Source organism: uncultured Lamprocystis sp. (assembly GCF_903933125.1).
Taxonomy (GTDB): Bacteria; Pseudomonadota; Gammaproteobacteria; order Chromatiales; family Chromatiaceae; genus Thiodictyon.
Map to the genome: position 1 here is coordinate 1 of NZ_CAIZIZ010000003.1, position 15,206 is coordinate 15,206.

The 15,206-nt window shown below is 57.7% G+C and carries 29 protein-coding genes; all 29 read right to left on the bottom strand.

The features are described from left to right. Positions 1-390 precede the first annotated feature (390 nt). Positions 391-777 carry a 50S ribosomal protein L17 gene (gene rplQ / locus QZY03_RS00110; protein ID WP_295576922.1) on the bottom strand — a complete coding sequence of 129 codons (387 nt, stop codon included), beginning with the start codon at positions 775-777 and terminating at the stop codon, positions 391-393. 21 nt (positions 778-798) lie between these two features. Continuing rightward, on the bottom strand, positions 799-1,812 hold the full coding sequence (rpoA, locus tag QZY03_RS00115) for a DNA-directed RNA polymerase subunit alpha (protein WP_295576925.1): 1,014 nt from the start codon (positions 1,810-1,812) through the stop codon (positions 799-801). 25 nt (positions 1,813-1,837) lie between these two features. Beyond that, positions 1,838-2,458 (bottom strand): 30S ribosomal protein S4, encoded by a 621-nt coding sequence (gene rpsD, locus QZY03_RS00120; protein WP_295576928.1) that lies wholly within the window; start codon positions 2,456-2,458, stop codon positions 1,838-1,840. 15 nt (positions 2,459-2,473) lie between these two features. Continuing rightward, a complete protein-coding gene (gene rpsK, locus QZY03_RS00125; RefSeq protein ID WP_020508518.1) occupies positions 2,474-2,863 on the bottom strand; it encodes a 30S ribosomal protein S11 in 390 nt (129 codons plus the stop codon). Positions 2,864-2,900: 37 nt separating this feature from the next. Continuing rightward, positions 2,901-3,257: a 30S ribosomal protein S13 gene (rpsM, locus tag QZY03_RS00130; protein ID WP_020508519.1), complete on the bottom strand. Its 357-nt coding sequence runs from the start codon at positions 3,255-3,257 to the stop codon at positions 2,901-2,903. A gap of 84 nt (positions 3,258-3,341) precedes the next feature. After that, entirely contained in the window at positions 3,342-3,455 is a 114-nt protein-coding gene (gene rpmJ, locus QZY03_RS00135) for a 50S ribosomal protein L36 (RefSeq protein WP_083925006.1), read from the bottom strand. A gap of 28 nt (positions 3,456-3,483) precedes the next feature. Further along, positions 3,484-4,836, bottom strand: a complete 1,353-nt coding sequence (gene secY, locus QZY03_RS00140; protein ID WP_026199875.1) for a preprotein translocase subunit SecY — start codon at positions 4,834-4,836, stop codon at positions 3,484-3,486. A gap of 15 nt (positions 4,837-4,851) precedes the next feature. Then, complete coding sequence (gene rplO, locus QZY03_RS00145; protein WP_295576940.1) at positions 4,852-5,286, bottom strand: 50S ribosomal protein L15; 435 nt, start codon at positions 5,284-5,286, stop codon at positions 4,852-4,854. A gap of 1 nt (position 5,287) precedes the next feature. Next, positions 5,288-5,479, bottom strand: a complete 192-nt coding sequence (rpmD, locus tag QZY03_RS00150) for a 50S ribosomal protein L30 (RefSeq protein ID WP_026199876.1) — start codon at positions 5,477-5,479, stop codon at positions 5,288-5,290. Positions 5,480-5,482: 3 nt separating this feature from the next. Continuing rightward, complete coding sequence (rpsE, locus tag QZY03_RS00155; RefSeq protein ID WP_295576943.1) at positions 5,483-5,989, bottom strand: 30S ribosomal protein S5; 507 nt, start codon at positions 5,987-5,989, stop codon at positions 5,483-5,485. Between the two features lie 10 nt (positions 5,990-5,999). Continuing rightward, on the bottom strand, positions 6,000-6,356 hold the full coding sequence (gene rplR, locus QZY03_RS00160) for a 50S ribosomal protein L18 (RefSeq protein ID WP_295576947.1): 357 nt from the start codon (positions 6,354-6,356) through the stop codon (positions 6,000-6,002). Positions 6,357-6,368: 12 nt separating this feature from the next. Beyond that, positions 6,369-6,902, bottom strand: a complete 534-nt coding sequence (rplF, locus tag QZY03_RS00165) for a 50S ribosomal protein L6 (RefSeq protein ID WP_295576950.1) — start codon at positions 6,900-6,902, stop codon at positions 6,369-6,371. A 12-nt stretch (positions 6,903-6,914) separates the two neighbouring features. Further along, positions 6,915-7,310, bottom strand: a complete 396-nt coding sequence (rpsH, locus tag QZY03_RS00170) for a 30S ribosomal protein S8 (protein WP_295576953.1) — start codon at positions 7,308-7,310, stop codon at positions 6,915-6,917. A 96-nt stretch (positions 7,311-7,406) separates the two neighbouring features. Next, positions 7,407-7,712 (bottom strand): 30S ribosomal protein S14, encoded by a 306-nt coding sequence (rpsN, locus tag QZY03_RS00175; RefSeq protein WP_020508527.1) that lies wholly within the window; start codon positions 7,710-7,712, stop codon positions 7,407-7,409. A 24-nt stretch (positions 7,713-7,736) separates the two neighbouring features. Beyond that, positions 7,737-8,276 (bottom strand): 50S ribosomal protein L5, encoded by a 540-nt coding sequence (rplE, locus tag QZY03_RS00180; protein ID WP_026199879.1) that lies wholly within the window; start codon positions 8,274-8,276, stop codon positions 7,737-7,739. Positions 8,277-8,321: 45 nt separating this feature from the next. Next, positions 8,322-8,639: a 50S ribosomal protein L24 gene (rplX, locus tag QZY03_RS00185; protein ID WP_295576958.1), complete on the bottom strand. Its 318-nt coding sequence runs from the start codon at positions 8,637-8,639 to the stop codon at positions 8,322-8,324. A gap of 13 nt (positions 8,640-8,652) precedes the next feature. After that, the gene (gene rplN, locus QZY03_RS00190; RefSeq protein ID WP_020508530.1) at positions 8,653-9,021 is read right to left on the bottom strand and encodes a 50S ribosomal protein L14; all 369 of its coding nucleotides are present in this window, start codon (positions 9,019-9,021) and stop codon (positions 8,653-8,655) included. Positions 9,022-9,097: 76 nt separating this feature from the next. Beyond that, positions 9,098-9,358, bottom strand: coding sequence for a 30S ribosomal protein S17 (rpsQ, locus tag QZY03_RS00195; protein ID WP_295576960.1), 261 nt, complete (start codon positions 9,356-9,358; stop codon positions 9,098-9,100). Further along, positions 9,355-9,555 (bottom strand): 50S ribosomal protein L29, encoded by a 201-nt coding sequence (gene rpmC, locus QZY03_RS00200; RefSeq protein WP_295576962.1) that lies wholly within the window; start codon positions 9,553-9,555, stop codon positions 9,355-9,357. The genes rpsQ and rpmC overlap by 4 nt, the downstream gene beginning before the upstream one ends. Beyond that, the gene (gene rplP, locus QZY03_RS00205; RefSeq protein WP_295576965.1) at positions 9,555-9,968 is read right to left on the bottom strand and encodes a 50S ribosomal protein L16; all 414 of its coding nucleotides are present in this window, start codon (positions 9,966-9,968) and stop codon (positions 9,555-9,557) included. Before rplP ends, rpmC begins: the two co-directional genes overlap by 1 nt. Before the next feature lie 2 nt (positions 9,969-9,970). Beyond that, positions 9,971-10,648: a 30S ribosomal protein S3 gene (gene rpsC, locus QZY03_RS00210; protein ID WP_295576968.1), complete on the bottom strand. Its 678-nt coding sequence runs from the start codon at positions 10,646-10,648 to the stop codon at positions 9,971-9,973. Positions 10,649-10,665: 17 nt separating this feature from the next. Continuing rightward, positions 10,666-10,998: a 50S ribosomal protein L22 gene (rplV, locus tag QZY03_RS00215; protein WP_295576970.1), complete on the bottom strand. Its 333-nt coding sequence runs from the start codon at positions 10,996-10,998 to the stop codon at positions 10,666-10,668. Positions 10,999-11,012: 14 nt separating this feature from the next. Beyond that, complete coding sequence (rpsS, locus tag QZY03_RS00220; protein WP_026199881.1) at positions 11,013-11,291, bottom strand: 30S ribosomal protein S19; 279 nt, start codon at positions 11,289-11,291, stop codon at positions 11,013-11,015. Between the two features lie 20 nt (positions 11,292-11,311). After that, positions 11,312-12,139, bottom strand: coding sequence for a 50S ribosomal protein L2 (gene rplB, locus QZY03_RS00225; protein WP_295576973.1), 828 nt, complete (start codon positions 12,137-12,139; stop codon positions 11,312-11,314). A 28-nt stretch (positions 12,140-12,167) separates the two neighbouring features. Beyond that, positions 12,168-12,464: a 50S ribosomal protein L23 gene (gene rplW / locus QZY03_RS00230; protein ID WP_020508539.1), complete on the bottom strand. Its 297-nt coding sequence runs from the start codon at positions 12,462-12,464 to the stop codon at positions 12,168-12,170. Positions 12,465-12,487: 23 nt separating this feature from the next. Beyond that, positions 12,488-13,099 (bottom strand): 50S ribosomal protein L4, encoded by a 612-nt coding sequence (rplD, locus tag QZY03_RS00235; RefSeq protein ID WP_295576981.1) that lies wholly within the window; start codon positions 13,097-13,099, stop codon positions 12,488-12,490. Between the two features lie 2 nt (positions 13,100-13,101). Further along, a complete protein-coding gene (gene rplC / locus QZY03_RS00240) occupies positions 13,102-13,755 on the bottom strand; it encodes a 50S ribosomal protein L3 (RefSeq protein WP_295576975.1) in 654 nt (217 codons plus the stop codon). 10 nt (positions 13,756-13,765) lie between these two features. After that, positions 13,766-14,077 (bottom strand): 30S ribosomal protein S10, encoded by a 312-nt coding sequence (gene rpsJ, locus QZY03_RS00245; protein ID WP_020508542.1) that lies wholly within the window; start codon positions 14,075-14,077, stop codon positions 13,766-13,768. A 4-nt stretch (positions 14,078-14,081) separates the two neighbouring features. After that, positions 14,082-15,206: elongation factor Tu (tuf, locus tag QZY03_RS00250; protein WP_295576978.1), on the bottom strand; the 1,125-nt coding region annotated here is incomplete at its 5' end.

Here is a 15,206-nt window from a genome sequence, read left to right on the forward strand (position 1 = left end):
CACCAAACTCACCGCACCGCGCGGCGTAGCTCTCAAATTCTACAGCTTCCCGCCGTGCTGTCAACTCTCCCGGCTGACGCTCCCTTCCACTAACACCGCGATTCCTTCGCAGCAAGCCGATCATTCTACATCATCCCGGCTCGGTGTCAAACTCCTTTTTTGAGCATTCCGCCGGCTCGCGCCGCAAGTTTCTTGCCCTTCTCCCTAGCCAAGCGATCGACCACACATTACTCCGGGAGAGAGTCAAGTCTGATGTAGTGGATCAACGTGCCGACCAATACAACGCAAGAAACACCGCACCGCGCTCCACGCGCAGTCTGATTTTCGTCAGACCTCTAACGATCCGCTTGGGAATCGCGACAGACGTTCATCAACAACCTTAAGGGTTGCTCAATCCTCTTCCACCGCCTCTGAGCGCTCAGGCCGTCCAACCAATTCTACGTACGCCATCGGCGCAGCATCTCCAGTCCGAAAGCCGCACTTCAGAATACGCAGATAACCGCCGGGACGCTCCAGATAACGCGGTCCGAGCTCCACGAAAAGCTTTCCCACGATCTCCTTATCCCGCAGACGCGCGAATGCCAGTCGCCGAGTATGAACGGAATCGCTCTTAGCCAGCGTGATCAATGGTTCCGCAACCCGACGCAACTCTTTGGCCTTTGGCAGGGTTGTCTTGATCAACTCGTGCCGAAAAAGCGATGCCGCCATATTGCGGAACATGGCTCCCCGGTGCGAACTGGTGCGATTTAGGTGCCTTCCGGCTTTACGGTGACGCATGGTCCGTGATCCAAGTATCTGTTAGCGAATGCTCAGTTCGTCGATATTCTCGGGAGGCCAGTTTTCCAGGCGCATGCCGAGCGACAAACCACGAGTAGCAAGAACATCCTTGATCTCAGTGAGCGATTTTTTACCAAGATTCGGCGTCTTCAGCAATTCCACTTCTGTTCGCTGAATAAGATCGCCGATCAGATAAATATTCTCTGCCTTGAGACAATTGGCAGAACGAACAGTCAGTTCAAGATCATCGACGGGACGCAACAGAATCGGATCAATGGTCGGACCTGGTGCGGGCTCTTGAGCCGCGACATCCCTCGGGAGCGAGGGATCCAGCGCCACAAAACTCCCAAGCTGGTCGCGCAATATTTCCGCGGACCGCTGAATCGCGGTCTTTGGGTCCAGCGTCCCGTTGGTCTCCAGATCGATAACCAACCGATCGAGATCTGTTCTCTGCTCGACACGCGCAGATTGCACTTCAATGGCCACTTTGCGCACCGGACTGAACGACGCATCCAGCGTCAATTTGCCGATGGGACGATCTTCGCCTCCTTCGATCTCCCTCTGTATCGCAGGAACGTAACCAATGCCGCGACGCACGGTCAACGTCATGCTAAGTTCCGCATCGGTGGTCAAATTGGCAATAACCAGGTGCGGATTGGCAATGACGCCGGAATGCCCCAGATCGATATCTGCGGCAGTCACAGTACCCGGCCCTTTCTTACTCAGCGCGAAGGTAGCCTCGTCTTTCCCGCTCAGGGTAATCGCTAGATTCTTCAAATTCAGAAGAATCTCGAGTACGTCTTCCTGCACGCCTTCCAGCGTGGTGTACTCATGCAGCACACCATTTATTTCAACCTCAGTGACCGCACACCCGGACATTGAGGACAACAGAACTCTTCGGAGCGCATTGCCGAGTGTGTGACCAAATCCCCGCTCTAACGGCTCCAGGGAGACCCGCGCATGACTGGGACTGCCGTCAACCGGCTCCACCTGTACAATACGCGGTCGCAGAAACTCGCCGATAGCCTCACTCATTCCAATACCCCCTTGCGGTCACTCCTTACTTGGAGTACAGCTCGACGATCAAAGACTCGTTGATGTCGGCAGGCAGATCCGAACGATCCGGAACGCGCTTAAAAACACCTTTCAGAGCCTTCAAATCGACTTCTACCCAGTCGGGGAACCCGTATTGTTCGGCTAAAGCCATTGCGTTCTGTACGCGAACTTGCTTTTTGGCCGCTTCCCGAACTTCCACCGTATCTTCCGGAGCAACCGGATAGGACGCCACGTTAACGACTCGGCCATTAACGAGGATACCTTTGTGCGATACCAATTGTCGTGCCTCGGAGCGTGTCGCACCAAACCCCATGCGGAACACAACATTGTCGAGGCGCCGTTCGAGCATCTGCAACAGGTTCTCACCCGTTGCGCCTTTCGACTGGGCCGCCTTGCGATAATAGTTTCGGAACTGCTTCTCCAGCAATCCGTAGATGCGCCGCACCTTTTGCTTTTCACGCAACTGGACACCGTAATCGGAGAGGCGGCGACGCCGATCCCCTGCTTGGCCCGGCTGCTTTTCCAGGTTGCATTTCGTATCGAGAGATCGCGCGCGGCTCTTGAGCCCGAGGTCAGTGCCCTCGCGACGCGCAAGCTTGCAGGTGGGACCTGTGTAACGTGCCATTATCTTATTGCTCCCTCAAACACGCCGCTTCTTAGGCGGACGGCAGCCGTTATGCGGGATCGGCGTCACATCGGTGATGCTGGTGATCTTGAAACCGGCGTTGTTCAATGCACGGACCGCGGACTCACGGCCAGGTCCTGGGCCGTTGACATTAACGTCCAGATTTCGCAAGCCATACTCTTTCGCCGCTTGACCGGCTTTATCAGCCGCGACCTGCGCCGCGAACGGGGTGCTCTTACGTGATCCGCGGAAACCCGAGCCACCCGAGGTCGCCCAAGTCAGGGCATTTCCCTGACGATCGGTAATCGTGATGATCGTGTTGTTAAAAGATGCATGGATGTGAGCAACACCATCCGCGACCTGCTTACGGATTTTCTTCTTAACGGTTCGAGTCGGTTTAGCCATTCGCCTTTACCAGCCGGTGCGCAGCATGTACGCCGCCTTAACGCTTAATGGGACGGCGCGGCCCTTTACGGGTCCGTGCGTTAGTTCGGGTGCGCTGACCGCGCAGCGGAAGTCCCCGCCGATGGCGAATCCCACGATTACAGCCAAGATCCATCAAGCGCTTGATATTCATTGAGATCTCGCGACGAAGGTCGCCCTCAACGGTGTACTTCGCGACTTCCACGCGAAGCCTGTCCACTTCCTCTTCTGTAAGGCTCTGGACTTTTGTGTCGCGGGGCACGGCTGCGGAATCGCAAATCTCGCCAGCGCGAACCCGACCAACACCGAAGATCGCCGTGAGCGCGATCACCGTGTGTTTCTTATCTGGAATATTGACGCCGGCTATACGGGCCATTGCACTGAACCCTCGAAACCAAATTTTATCAGCGGTAAACCGCGCATTATAACAGAAACGACATCGCAGTCAATGCCCATGCCATCAGCCCTGACGCTGCTTGTGCCTGGGATCCTTACAGATGACCCGAACGATCCCGTTACGCCGTACGATCTTGCAGTTACGACACAGTTTCTTCACCGATGCACGTACTTTCATCTTATCTCCTAGCGATTCATGCGCCCCATCAGCGCAGCAGCCCGGCGCCCGGCGCCTTAAGGTTAGCCTTCTTCATCAACCCCTCATACTGGTGGGACATGAGGTGGGCCTGCACCTGGGCCATGAAGTCCATCACAACGACCACGACGATCAGAAGTGAAGTGCCGCCAAAGTAAAACGGCACATTGTATCCGACGATGAGAAACTCGGGCAGCAAGCACACCGCGGTGATGTAGATAGCTCCCACGGCCGTGAGTCGGGTCATGACCGTATCGATATATCGCGCAGTTTGCTCGCCGGGACGAATCCCCGGAATAAAGGCGCCTGACCGCTTCAGGTTATCGGCCGTCTCGCGGGCGTTGAAAACCAACGCCGTGTAGAAAAAACAGAAGAAGACGATCGCCGAGGCATAAAGAATGACATAGATCGGCTCACCAGGAGAAAGCTTCGATGTTATGTCGGCGATCCATCGCATATTTTCATTACTGCCTAGCCATTGCCCCAAGGTCCCAGGGAACAAGATGATACTCGACGCGAAGATCGGTGGAATGACACCGGCCATATTGATCTTGAGCGGCAGGTGTGTACTCTGCGCTTGCATCAACTTGCGTCCTTGCTGGCGCCGCGCGTAATTCACGGTGATACGCCGTTGCCCGCGCTCAACGAATACCACGAACGCTGTCACCGCGATCACCATGGCAAAGATCGCCAAGACCGCGAGTGCGTTCATTTCCCCGGTACGCACGAGTTCCAACGTCCCACCCAGGGCTGCCGGCAAACCGGCCACGATCCCCGAAAAGATGATCATGGATATCCCGTTGCCGATACCGCGCTCGGTGATCTGTTCGCCAAGCCACATCAGGAACATCGTACCCGTGACCAGGGACACTGCCGCCGTGACGAGGAACCCTGTTCCCGCCTGGCTCACGAGTGCGGTGCCGCCGGCACTCTGGCCTTGCAAGGCAATCGATATCCCGATTGCCTGGAACGTAGCCAGAACGACCGTTCCGTAGCGCGTGTACTGCGTGATCTTACGCCGGCCTTGTTCCCCTTCTTTCTTCAGCTGTTCAAGCTGCGGAATGACGGATGACATCAGCTGCACGATAATCGACGCGGAGATATAGGGCATGACCCCAAGCGCGAACAGGCTCGCTCGCTCCAATGCACCTCCCGAGAACATGTTGAACATGTCCAGCATGGAGCCCTTGTTCTGCTCGAACAGAATGGCCAGTGCCTCGGGGTTCACCCCGGGCACCGGGATAAAAGTGCCAATACGGTACACAAGAAGCGCGCCGACCAGAAAGAGCAGCCGCTGTTTGAGTTCGGTCAGCCGTCCCATTCCGCCCAGGGTCTGTCCCAACGATGAGGGGTTCTTAGCCATCCAAAGGGACCTGTTTTAGTCCTCGACCTTGCCGCCGGCCGCCTCGATCGCGGCTCGGGCACCCTTAGTGACACCGACACCTCGTATCGTCAGCGCCCGATCGACTTCGCCAGACGCGATGATCTTAGCGACTAACGTAGCCCGGTTGATAAGCCCCGCTTTACGCAGCGCTTCCAAGTCCACGATATCGCCGTCGATATGCTTGATCTCGCTAAGTCGGATTTCTTCGCGGCTTTGCGCAGTCCGCGAACGAAAACCCATTTTCGGCAGGCGCCGCTGCAACGGCATCTGTCCACCCTCGAAACCGACCTTGTGGAAGCCTCCGGCGCGGGATTTTTGCCCTTTGTGCCCCCTGCCGCCGGTCTTTCCGAGTCCGCTGCCGATACCACGACCGCGTCGCTTCGGTGACTGTTTGCTGCCATCACTCGGGCTGAGTTCGTTAAGTCGCATGTCACGCCTCCTCAACAACCTTAACCATGTACGACACGGCGTTAACCATGCCGCGTGTACACGGGGTATCTTCTACCTCGACTACCTGATGCATCCGTCTCAGACCGAGGCCACGGACACTCGCCTTGTGTGCTGTCAGACGCCCGTGCATACTACGGACCAGCTTCACTTTCATCATCTTCTTGTCTGACATCATCTACCCCAGGATCTGCTCGACCGTCTTACCACGCTTCGCGGCGATGCTTTCGGGGTCACTCATGGCCTTTAACCCTTGGACAGTGGCACGCACCACATTGACCGGGTTATTGGTACCGATACATTTGGCCAGAACATTCTGCACGCCGAGCACTTCAAACACTGCCCGCATCGCTCCGCCAGCGATAATCCCCGTACCCTCTGATGCAGGTTGCATGAAGACCTTTGCGGCCCCATGACGCCCGTGCAACGGATACTGCAAGGTATTACCCCGGAGTTTCACGTCGATCATGTTCTTGCGGGCACTCTCCATCGCTTTCTGAATCGCGACCGGTACCTCACGTGCCTTACCCCGACCGAAGCCAACGCGCCCTTTACCGTCGCCGACTACGGTCAGCGCCGCAAAACCGAATTGCCGGCCACCCTTGACCACTTTGGCAACGCGATTGACGTTTACCAGCTTTTCCAGAAGGCCATCACCTTCCGGCTTGGGATTAAAATTTGACATGTTGCCGCCCCTAGAATTTCAGTCCGCTCTCACGAGCCGCATCAGCAAGCGCCTTCATACGCCCGTGATAGCGAAACCCTGAGCGATCGAATGCCACCTCTGCAATTCCCTTCGACAAAGCACGCTCGGCGATCACCTTCCCAACCAACGCCGCGGCACCGGAATTACCCTTGTGCCCGGAATTCGTGAGGCGAAATTCCTTGTCTATCGTCGACGCGCTGGCAACAACATGGGCTCCGTCCGGAGCAATGATCTGTGCATAAATATGCTGCGGGGTCCGATGAACACAGAGCCGATAGACACCCAACTCCCGAATTTTCGCGCGGGTCTTGGCTGCGCGGCGCAAACGTGCCTTTCTTTTGTCCATTGTCTTAAACCCCTACTTTTTCTTGGCTTCCTTACGCAAGACGTCTTCGTCCGCGTAACGAACACCCTTGCCCTTGTAGGGCTCCGGCGGCCGATAGGCGCGGATCTCCGCCGCGACCTGCCCCACGCGTTGCCGATCGGCCCCGCTAACAATGATTTCAGTCTGACTTGGGGTCTCGATCTTAATTCCCCCTGGCACTGGGTAGTCGACCGGATGCGAGAATCCCAAGCTGAGATTCAGGAGGTCTCCCTTCGCCTGCGCCCGGTAGCCGACACCGACCAAGGTGAGTTTCCGCGTGAACCCTGTGCCGCAGCCAACCACCATGTTGTTGAGTACGGCCCGCGTCGTTCCTGCCATCGCCCATGCCTGCGGCTGCTCGGCCGCCGGGGAGACGTTAATGACTCCATCGGCAAGCTGGACCGACACCGTCGGATGCACTGTCCATTCCAGGGATCCCTTGGTGCCTTGAACCTTTACCGACTGACCAGCGATCTCCACCATCACTCCTTTCGGCACGGTGATCGGTGCCTTTGCAACTCGTGACATCTGCTGATCTCCTTAAGCCACGTAGGCGATGATCTCGCCACCATGACCTGTCTGCCGGGCCGCGCGGTCGGTCATCAGCCCACGAGAGGTCGAAATGATCGCCACCCCAAGGCCACCCCACACCGTCGGTAATGCGTCTTGGCCGCGGTAAACGCGCAACCCGGGCCGAGATACCCGCTTCAGGAACTCGATCACGGGCTTACCCCGAAAATACTTGAGCCGAACAACCAGTCTTGCCTTCTCGTCAACTGTCTCGACTTGTGCGTCGGCAATATACCCTTCTTCCTTAAGCAAGTTCGCAATAGCGACCTTTTGTTTGGAAGACGGCATCACGATCGTGATCTTGCCGCGCTGTTGACCATTGCGGATGCGTGTCAGCATATCCGCAATCGGATCCGACATACTCATGTGCTTCTCCTCAAGACACACGTGGGGGGTCAGTCCACCTGGATGGTGCGATACCCGGAATCTAAAAACGACCCGGACAAACCGAGCCGTAAAGTCTTACCAACTTGCCTTAACGACACCAGGAACGTCGCCCCGCATCACAGCCTCTCGCAGTTTGTTCCGCGAGAGCCCGAATTTCCGGTAAACCGCATGGGGACGCCCGGTGATCCGACACCGCCGCATTTGCCGCGTAGGGCTTGCGTCACGTGGAAGCTTTTGGAGCTTCAGCACCGCCTCGTCGATCTGCTCTGAAGTTGACGCTCGGTCGTTGATCACCGATTTCAAGGCCGCACGCTTCGTAGCGTACTTGGCGACGATCTCGGTACGACGTCGATCGCGCTCGATCATGCTGGTTTTTGCCATCGTGAATCCTTGTAAGGTCCCGCGTTAGGTTCGGAACGGAAAGTTGAACGCTTCCAGCAGCGCACGGCCTTCTTCGTCAGTGCGTGCCGAAGTCGTAATCGTGATATCGAGTCCGCGCAAAGCGTCGATCTTGTCGTAATCGATCTCGGGGAACATGATTTGCTCCTTGACGCCGATTGAATAGTTACCGCGGCCATCAAAAGCTTTGGGGCTCAAACCCCGGAAGTCCCGGATGCGCGGTACGGCAATGTTGATCAGCCGATCAAGAAACTCGTACATCCGCTCACGCCGCAACGTCACCTTGCAGCCGACGGGCCACCCCTCCCGAATCTTGAACGCGGCAACAGATAAACGCGCCATGGTGACGATCGGTTGTTGCCCGGCGATGGCGCGCATGTCGGCAACTGCAAAATCCATCACCTTCTTATCGGCAACGGCCTCTCCAACGCCCATGTTGAGCGTGATCTTTTCGATACGCGGGACCTGCATGACACTGCGGTAACTAAACCGCTCCTTCAATTCTCCGACGATGCGCTCGCGGTAGACGGACTGCAATCTGGACATTTCGCTATTTACTCATTACCGGGGCGAGCTCAACGACGCTGCGAATCAGACGTCGACTACTTCGCCATTCGACTTGAACACCCGAACCTTGCGGCCGTCTTCCAGAATCTTGAAACCCACCCGGTCCCCGCTGCCTTTCTGCGGGTTATAGAGCGCAACATTCGATATCTGTAGGGGCATCGGCTTCTCGACAATACCACCCGCCTCACCCTTTTGCGGGTTAGGCTTTTGGTGCTTCTTAACCATGTTCACGTTCTCGACGAGTACATGATCCTCGTCTACAACGCGTAACACCGTGCCCCGCTTTCCTTTATCTCGTCCGGTGATGACGATCACGTCATCATTCTTTCGAATCTTCTGCATGACCAGCGACTCCTCAGAGCACTTCGGGCGCAAGTGAAATGATCTTCATGAACCGTTCCCCCCGGAGTTCACGAGTAACCGGTCCAAAAATACGCGTACCGATCGGCTGAAGCTGGTTATTCAGCAACACCGCGGCGTTCCCGTCAAACCGGATCAACGAGCCGTCCGGCCGCCGGACGCCCTTGCGCGTCCGGACCACGACGGCGTTGTAGACGTCGCCTTTCTTGACCTTGCCACGCGGAATCGCGTCTTTTACAGTCACTTTAATCACATCTCCGATGCCAGCGTAGCGCCGATGCGACCCGCCGAGCACCTTGATGCACATGACGCTCCGGGCACCGCTGTTATCAGCGACGCTCAGATTGGTTTGCATCTGAATCATTATTCTCTACCTGGTATTTTGAGGGCGACGACAGGAGCCACGTCAGACATAGACACGCCGCGACGGCACATCTGCTCTAACGGACTTTCTCGACGATCTCGATCAAGCGCCACGATTTGGTCTTCGACAAGGGCCGGCACTGTTCCACGCGGACTAAATCGCCCTCGCCGCAGGCATTCGCTTCGTCATGGGCGTGAATTTTCGTAGAGCGTGTCAGGAACTTCCCGTAGAGCGGGTGTTTCACCCGACGCTCAATCAGTACAGTGATGGTTTTGTCCATCGCGCTGCTGACGACCCGACCGCTCAGGGTCCGGTTTTCGGTACTCGCTTCGCTCATGATTGACCGCCCGCAGTCTGCTCTGCCATGACCATTTTAACCCGCGCGATGTCACGCCGAACGGCCTTCATGCGAGAAGGACGAGTGAGTTGCCCCACACCTCGCTGCATACGCAGGTTGAACTGTTCACGCAGCAGCCCCTCCAGCTGCTGTTGCAGCGCTTCGGTACTGCTGGTACGTAGCTCTTTCGCCTTCATCACAAAATCGTCCGTCTCTCAAAAGTGGTCTGTATCGGCAGCTTAGCCGCAGCCAGCTGAAATGCTTCGCGGGCCAAGTCCTCGCTGATGCCCTCTATCTCGTAGAGGACCCTGCCAGGTTGTATCAAGGCAACCCAGTACTCAACGTTGCCCTTGCCCTTGCCCATACGTACTTCCAAGGGCTTCTTTGATACCGGCTTGTCCGGAAAGACCCGAATCCACAACTTCCCGCCACGCTTGACCTTTCGGCTGATGGCCCGGCGCGCTGCCTCAATCTGTCGCGCTGTGAGACGACCACGCCCGATCGCTTTTAGACCGAACTCTCCGAAGGAGACGCGGTTACCACTTTGCGCCAGACCGCGATTGCGTCCGGTTTGCTGTTTACGGAATTTCGTGCGCTTGGGTTGCAGCATGTTTATCCCCTCCTACCGGCCGGCTTCGCCACCGGCTCCTCGGGGAGCTGGTCACCGAACACCTCACCCTTGAAGATCCAGACCTTAACGCCAAGAACGCCATAGGTCGTACCCGCCTCCGCGAACCCGTAGTCGATGTCGGCGCGAAGCGTGTGGAGCGGCACTCGGCCTTCGCGTGCCCACTCGCTACGTGCGATCTCGGCACCGTTCAGGCGCCCCGCGACGCTCACCTTGATCCCCTCGGCGCCAAGACGCATCGTATTCTGCAGGGCACGCTTTACTGCCCGGCGAAACATGATCCGGCGTTCCAGTTGTTGCGCAATGCCTTCGGCGACAAGCTGTGCATCCAGTTCAGGCTTGCGGATCTCCTCAATACTGATGTGCACAGGGACCCCCAGCATTCCGGAGACCTTTGCACGCAGCTTATCGATATCCTCGCCTTTCTTGCCGATCACCACGCCCGGACGGGCGGTGTGAATGGTAATGTGGGCATTCTTGGCGGGCCGATCGATCTGAATACGGCTAACGGACGCACTCGCCAACTCTTTCTTAAGGAAGGCGCGAACCATAAGGTCCTTGTTGAGCATGTCGGCATAGTCGCGGGTATTCGCATACCACTTGGACGTCCAGTCTTTGACGATGCCCAGGCGAAAACCAATTGGATGAACTTTCTGTCCCATGTTGCTCTCCTGTCCCCTCAGGCTTCCGCGACCGTCAAGGTAATATGGCTAGTCCGCTTCATGATGCGATTGGCACGGCCTTTCGCTCGCGGCATGATCCGCTTCATGGTCGGCCCCTCGTTGACCTGGATCGACTCAACCTTGAGAACGTCAATGTCCGCACCGGCGTTGTGCTCTGCGTTCGCGATCGCGGACTCCAGCACTTTCTTAACTAACTCAGCGCCTTTCTTGGTACTGAAGGCGAGAATTTGGAGTGCATGCTCGACGCGCTGGCCACGGATCTGGTCAGCGACCAATCGGGCTTTTTGCGCCGAAATTCGGGCATACTTCAGTTTGGCTTCGGCTCGCATCTCTCCCACCCCGCCTACTTCTTCTTCGCCTTTTTATCGGCCGCGTGACCCCGGTAAGTCCGGGTCAGCGCAAATTCGCCGAGCTTATGGCCAATCATGTTTTCGTTGACGAGCACCGGAATGTGCAGACGCCCGTTATGGACCGCAATCGTCAAACCCACCATCTCGGGCAGCACCATCGAGCGGCGCGACCACGTCTTGATAGGCCGCTTGCTGTTTTGCGCGACCGCTTCCCCCACCTTTTTTGCCAGGTGGTGATCCACAAAGGGTCCTTTTCGAACTGAACGTGGCACTTGCAGAAACCTCGCCTTAGTTACTTACGGCCGCGACGACGCACAATCATGCTGTCTGTCCGCTTGTTCTTACGTGTCTTATAACCCTTGGTCGGAACACCCCATGGTGTCACCGGATGGCGACCGCCGGAGGTCCTGCCCTCGCCGCCACCGTGGGGATGATCAACCGGATTCATGACGACGCCGCGAACCGTAGGACGGACGCCACGCCAGCGTGTAGCGCCAGCTTTACCAAGCTTGCGCAAGTTATTTTCGGAGTTTCCGACTTCGCCGATGACCGCGCGGCAATCCGTATGAACCTTGCGCATTTCTCCGCTGCGCAGGCGCACCGTCGCGTACTCCCCCTCACGCGCAACCAATTGCGCGGATGTACCTGCCGATCGCGCCAGTTGCGCGCCCTTACCTGGCCGCATCTCGATACAATGCACTTGCGCACCAACCGGAACGTGCCGCAGTGGCATGCAATTACCGATAACAATCGGCACACCTTCTCCCGACTGTACCTGACTGCCTGCCTTGACACCTTTCGGCGCAATGATATAGGCACGCTCGCCGTCAGCATACTTAAGAAGCGCCAGGTGAGCGCTCCGATTCGGGTCGTACTCCAATCGCTCCACTACCGCGGGGATACCGTCTTTCTTTCGCTTGAAATCGACGATCCGGTAGTGCTGCTTGTGACCACCGCCTTGGTGACGTACCGAGATACGCCCCGCGTTATTGCGCCCACCATGACGCGTCTGCTTCTCAAGCAAGGGCTGGTAGGGATCACCCTTATGGAGGTCGGGTGAGACCACCCTGACGACGAAACGTCTCCCGGCGGAGGTCGGTTTGGACTTGACGATTGGCATCTTCTTCTATCCGCTTGGTCCGGCCGGGCTAAGCGCCACCGCCGAAGTCGATGTTGTGGCCCGGTTTCAGACGGACGTACGCCTTGCGCCAATCTTGACGCCGACCAAGCCGTTTTCCGAGACGCTTCACTTTACCCTTGACGTTCAGTACCTGGACACCAGCTACTTCGACCTCGAACAACAGTTCGACGGCGCGTCCGATCTCGCGCTTATTGGCATCGCCGACAACGCGGAAGGCATACTGCCCGGCAAGTTCACCCATCATGGTACTCTTTTCCGAGACCAAGGGTCCCAGCAAGACTTTCATGAGGCGCTCTTTATTCATCCCCGCGTGGTTAATCCCAGGGTTCATAGCAAACGCTCCTCCAGTTTCCTGACGGCACCTTCGGTAGCCACCACGTTCTCAAAGGCAATCAGGCTCACCGGATCAACCTCTTGGGCGGACATCACATCCACGCCCAGTAAGTTACGCGCTGCAAGATAGAGATTTTCGTCGAGCCCATCGGTGAGGATGAGGCAGTCGCTGACTCCAAGGATCTTTAGTTGCTCAATGAGTTCCTTGGTCTTTGGCGCATTCACCCGAAACTCTGCGACAACCAGCAAGCGCCCGGCGCGCGCAAGATCCGAAAGGATCGAGCACACCGCGCCTCGATACATTTTACGGTTGACTTTCTGGGAATAATCCCTTGGGCGAGCCGCAAAGGTCACGCCGCCGCCGCGCCAAAGGGGGCCCCGCGTCGTACCAGCGCGAGCCCGACCGGTACCCTTTTGCCGCCAAGGCTTTTGGCCACCGCCGGACACTTCGGCGCGAGTCTTTTGCGCCTTTGTGCCGGATCGCGCTCCCGCCAGATACGCGGTAACGACTTGATGAATCAATCCTGGCTTCAGTTCGGCGCCAAAAACGGCATCCGAGACCTGAACGCTGCCATTGCCGGAGGCGTTTCGTATCGCGAGATCCATGATCATTGGCCCTTGTTCTTGCACTTCACGGACGGAACGACGATAAGACGCCCGCCCGTGGGACCGGGCACCCCGCCACGGACCAACAATAGGTTTCGCTCTGCATCCACCTGCACAACGACCAGGCTCTGTTGGCAGCGGTTGGCAGCGCCAAGATGACCCGCCATGCGTTTACCCTTCCAAACCCGGCCCGGACTTTGATTCTGCCCTATCGAACCAGGTGCGCGATGCGACACGGAGTTGCCGTGAGTCGCGTCTTGCGTGCGGAAGTGATGGCGACGAACACCGCCGGAGAAACCCCGGCCCTTGGTGACGCCACGCACGTCAACCTGCTGGCCTGCCGCAAAGATTCCGACTGAAATCTCATCGCCAACGTTGATTTCGGCGCCCTCAGTCTCCTCAAGACGAAACTCACCCAGGCACTCGCCAGCCTCGACGCCGGCCTTGGCATAATGACCTGCCGTCGGCTTGTTGACGCGCGACGCTTTGCGGGTGCCGAAGGCGACCTGCACCGCGCGATAACCGTCTGTTTCCGCACTCTTGACTTGGCTCACCCGGTTTGGCGGGACCTCAATCACCGTTACCGGGATGGACTCTCCACCCTCGGCAAAGATACGGGTCATGCCGGCCTTGCGCCCGATAACTCCGATCGCCATCGTTCCGCCCTCAGCTCAGCTTGATCTGGACGTCGACGCCCGCCGCCAGATCCAATTTCATCAGAGCGTCGACAGTCTTGTCGGTAGGATCGACAATGTCCATCAGACGCTTATGTGTACGCAGTTCGTATTGGTCCCGCGCGTCCTTGTTCACGTGTGGGGAGACCAGAATCGTCCAGCGCTCTTTCTTTGAAGGCAGGGGCACGGGACCACGAACCTGAGCGCCGGTGCGCTTGGCGGTATCGACAATCTCACGCGCCGACTGATCGATCAGACGATGATCGAAAGCCTTCAGGCGAATACGGATTCTTTGGTTATTCATCAAACTACTCGAGGATCTTCGCAACCACACCGGCGCCGACGGTTCGACCGCCCTCGCGGATGGCGAAGCGCAACCCGTCTTCCATGGCGATCGGGGCGATCAGCTTGATCACCATCTTCACGTTGTCCCCCGGCATCACCATCTCGATGCCCTCGGGCAGGGTACAGGCTCCCGTCACGTCCGTGGTCCGAAAGTAGAACTGCGGACGGTAGCCGTTGAAGAACGGGGTGTGACGCCCGCCTTCTTCCTTCGACAACACGTACACCTCAGCCTCAAAATGCGTGTGCGGATTGATACTCTTGGGCTTGGCCAAGACCTGACCGCGCTCCACGTCTTCCCGCTTGGTTCCGCGCAGCAGCACGCCGATGTTGTCGCCAGCCTGCCCTTGATCGAGCAGCTTGCGGAACATTTCCACCCCGGTGCAGATCGTCTTGACGGTGTCGTGAATGCCGACAATCTCGACTTCCTCACCCACCTTGACGATCCCGCGCTCCACCCGACCCGTCACCACCGTGCCGCGCCCGGAGATGGAAAACACGTCTTCGATCGGCATCAGGAAGGGACCGTCGATGGCCCGCACCGGCTCCGGAATGTAGCTGTCGAGCGCATCCATCAGCTTGTCGATGGACTGGGTCCCCAGTTCGCCGGTGTCGCCTTCCATCGCCAGCTTGGCCGAGCCGATGATGATCGGGGTGTCGTCGCCGGGAAAATCGTACTTGGAGAGCAGTTCACGCACCTCCAGATCGACCAATTCCAGCAACTCCGCATCGTCGACCATGTCCGCCTTGTTCATGTAGACGACGATGTACGGCACACCGACCTGACGCGACAGCAGGATGTGCTCCCGCGTCTGCGGCATCGGGCCGTCGGCCGCCGACACCACCAGAATCGCGCCGTCCATCTGCGCCGCACCCGTGATCATGTTCTTCACATAGTCCGCGTGTCCGGGGCAGTCGACGTGCGCGTAGTGCCGCTTGGTACTCTCGTACTCGACGTGCGCCGTGGCAATGGTGATGCCGCGCTCGCGCTCCTCGGGGGCGTTATCAATCTGGTCGTAGGCCCGTGCTTCACCACCAAATTTTTTCGCCTGGTGCATGGTAATCGCCGCCGTCAGCGTGGTCTTGCCATG

Excerpts from the sequence above, each read along its gene's own strand:
- rpsC (WP_295576968.1), bottom strand. The coding sequence starts at position 10,648 with ATGGGACAGAAAGTTCATCCAATTGGTTTTCGCCTGGGCATCGTCAAA.
- rplQ (WP_295576922.1), bottom strand. The coding sequence starts at position 777 with ATGCGTCACCGTAAAGCCGGAAGGCACCTAAATCGCACCAGTTCGCAC.
- rplO (WP_295576940.1), bottom strand. The coding sequence starts at position 5,286 with ATGCGACTTAACGAACTCAGCCCGAGTGATGGCAGCAAACAGTCACCG.
- rplF (WP_295576950.1), bottom strand. The coding sequence starts at position 6,902 with ATGTCACGAGTTGCAAAGGCACCGATCACCGTGCCGAAAGGAGTGATG.
- rpmD (WP_026199876.1), bottom strand. The coding sequence starts at position 5,479 with ATGTCAGACAAGAAGATGATGAAAGTGAAGCTGGTCCGTAGTATGCAC.
- rpsE (WP_295576943.1), bottom strand. The coding sequence starts at position 5,989 with ATGTCAAATTTTAATCCCAAGCCGGAAGGTGATGGCCTTCTGGAAAAG.
- rpsJ (WP_020508542.1), bottom strand. The coding sequence starts at position 14,077 with ATGAATAACCAAAGAATCCGTATTCGCCTGAAGGCTTTCGATCATCGT.
- rpsM (WP_020508519.1), bottom strand. The coding sequence starts at position 3,257 with ATGGCCCGTATAGCCGGCGTCAATATTCCAGATAAGAAACACACGGTG.
- rplV (WP_295576970.1), bottom strand. The coding sequence starts at position 10,998 with ATGCGAGCCGAAGCCAAACTGAAGTATGCCCGAATTTCGGCGCAAAAA.
- rplR (WP_295576947.1), bottom strand. The coding sequence starts at position 6,356 with ATGGACAAAAGAAAGGCACGTTTGCGCCGCGCAGCCAAGACCCGCGCG.
- rpmC (WP_295576962.1), bottom strand. The coding sequence starts at position 9,555 with ATGAAGGCGAAAGAGCTACGTACCAGCAGTACCGAAGCGCTGCAACAG.
- rplE (WP_026199879.1), bottom strand. The coding sequence starts at position 8,276 with ATGTCCAGATTGCAGTCCGTCTACCGCGAGCGCATCGTCGGAGAATTG.
- rplC (WP_295576975.1), bottom strand. The coding sequence starts at position 13,755 with ATGGCGATCGGAGTTATCGGGCGCAAGGCCGGCATGACCCGTATCTTT.
- rpsH (WP_295576953.1), bottom strand. The coding sequence starts at position 7,310 with ATGAGTATGTCGGATCCGATTGCGGATATGCTGACACGCATCCGCAAT.
- rpsN (WP_020508527.1), bottom strand. The coding sequence starts at position 7,712 with ATGGCAAAAACCAGCATGATCGAGCGCGATCGACGTCGTACCGAGATC.
- rplP (WP_295576965.1), bottom strand. The coding sequence starts at position 9,968 with ATGCTGCAACCCAAGCGCACGAAATTCCGTAAACAGCAAACCGGACGC.
- rpsQ (WP_295576960.1), bottom strand. The coding sequence starts at position 9,358 with ATGAGCGAAGCGAGTACCGAAAACCGGACCCTGAGCGGTCGGGTCGTC.
- rplB (WP_295576973.1), bottom strand. The coding sequence starts at position 12,139 with ATGCCAATCGTCAAGTCCAAACCGACCTCCGCCGGGAGACGTTTCGTC.
- rplX (WP_295576958.1), bottom strand. The coding sequence starts at position 8,639 with ATGCAGAAGATTCGAAAGAATGATGACGTGATCGTCATCACCGGACGA.
- rplN (WP_020508530.1), bottom strand. The coding sequence starts at position 9,021 with ATGATTCAGATGCAAACCAATCTGAGCGTCGCTGATAACAGCGGTGCC.
- rplD (WP_295576981.1), bottom strand. The coding sequence starts at position 13,099 with ATGGATCTCGCGATACGAAACGCCTCCGGCAATGGCAGCGTTCAGGTC.
- rpsD (WP_295576928.1), bottom strand. The coding sequence starts at position 2,458 with ATGGCACGTTACACAGGTCCCACCTGCAAGCTTGCGCGTCGCGAGGGC.
- rpsK (WP_020508518.1), bottom strand. The coding sequence starts at position 2,863 with ATGGCTAAACCGACTCGAACCGTTAAGAAGAAAATCCGTAAGCAGGTC.
- secY (WP_026199875.1), bottom strand. The coding sequence starts at position 4,836 with ATGGCTAAGAACCCCTCATCGTTGGGACAGACCCTGGGCGGAATGGGA.
- rpmJ (WP_083925006.1), bottom strand. The coding sequence starts at position 3,455 with ATGAAAGTACGTGCATCGGTGAAGAAACTGTGTCGTAACTGCAAGATC.
- rplW (WP_020508539.1), bottom strand. The coding sequence starts at position 12,464 with ATGAATAAAGAGCGCCTCATGAAAGTCTTGCTGGGACCCTTGGTCTCG.
- rpoA (WP_295576925.1), bottom strand. The coding sequence starts at position 1,812 with ATGAGTGAGGCTATCGGCGAGTTTCTGCGACCGCGTATTGTACAGGTG.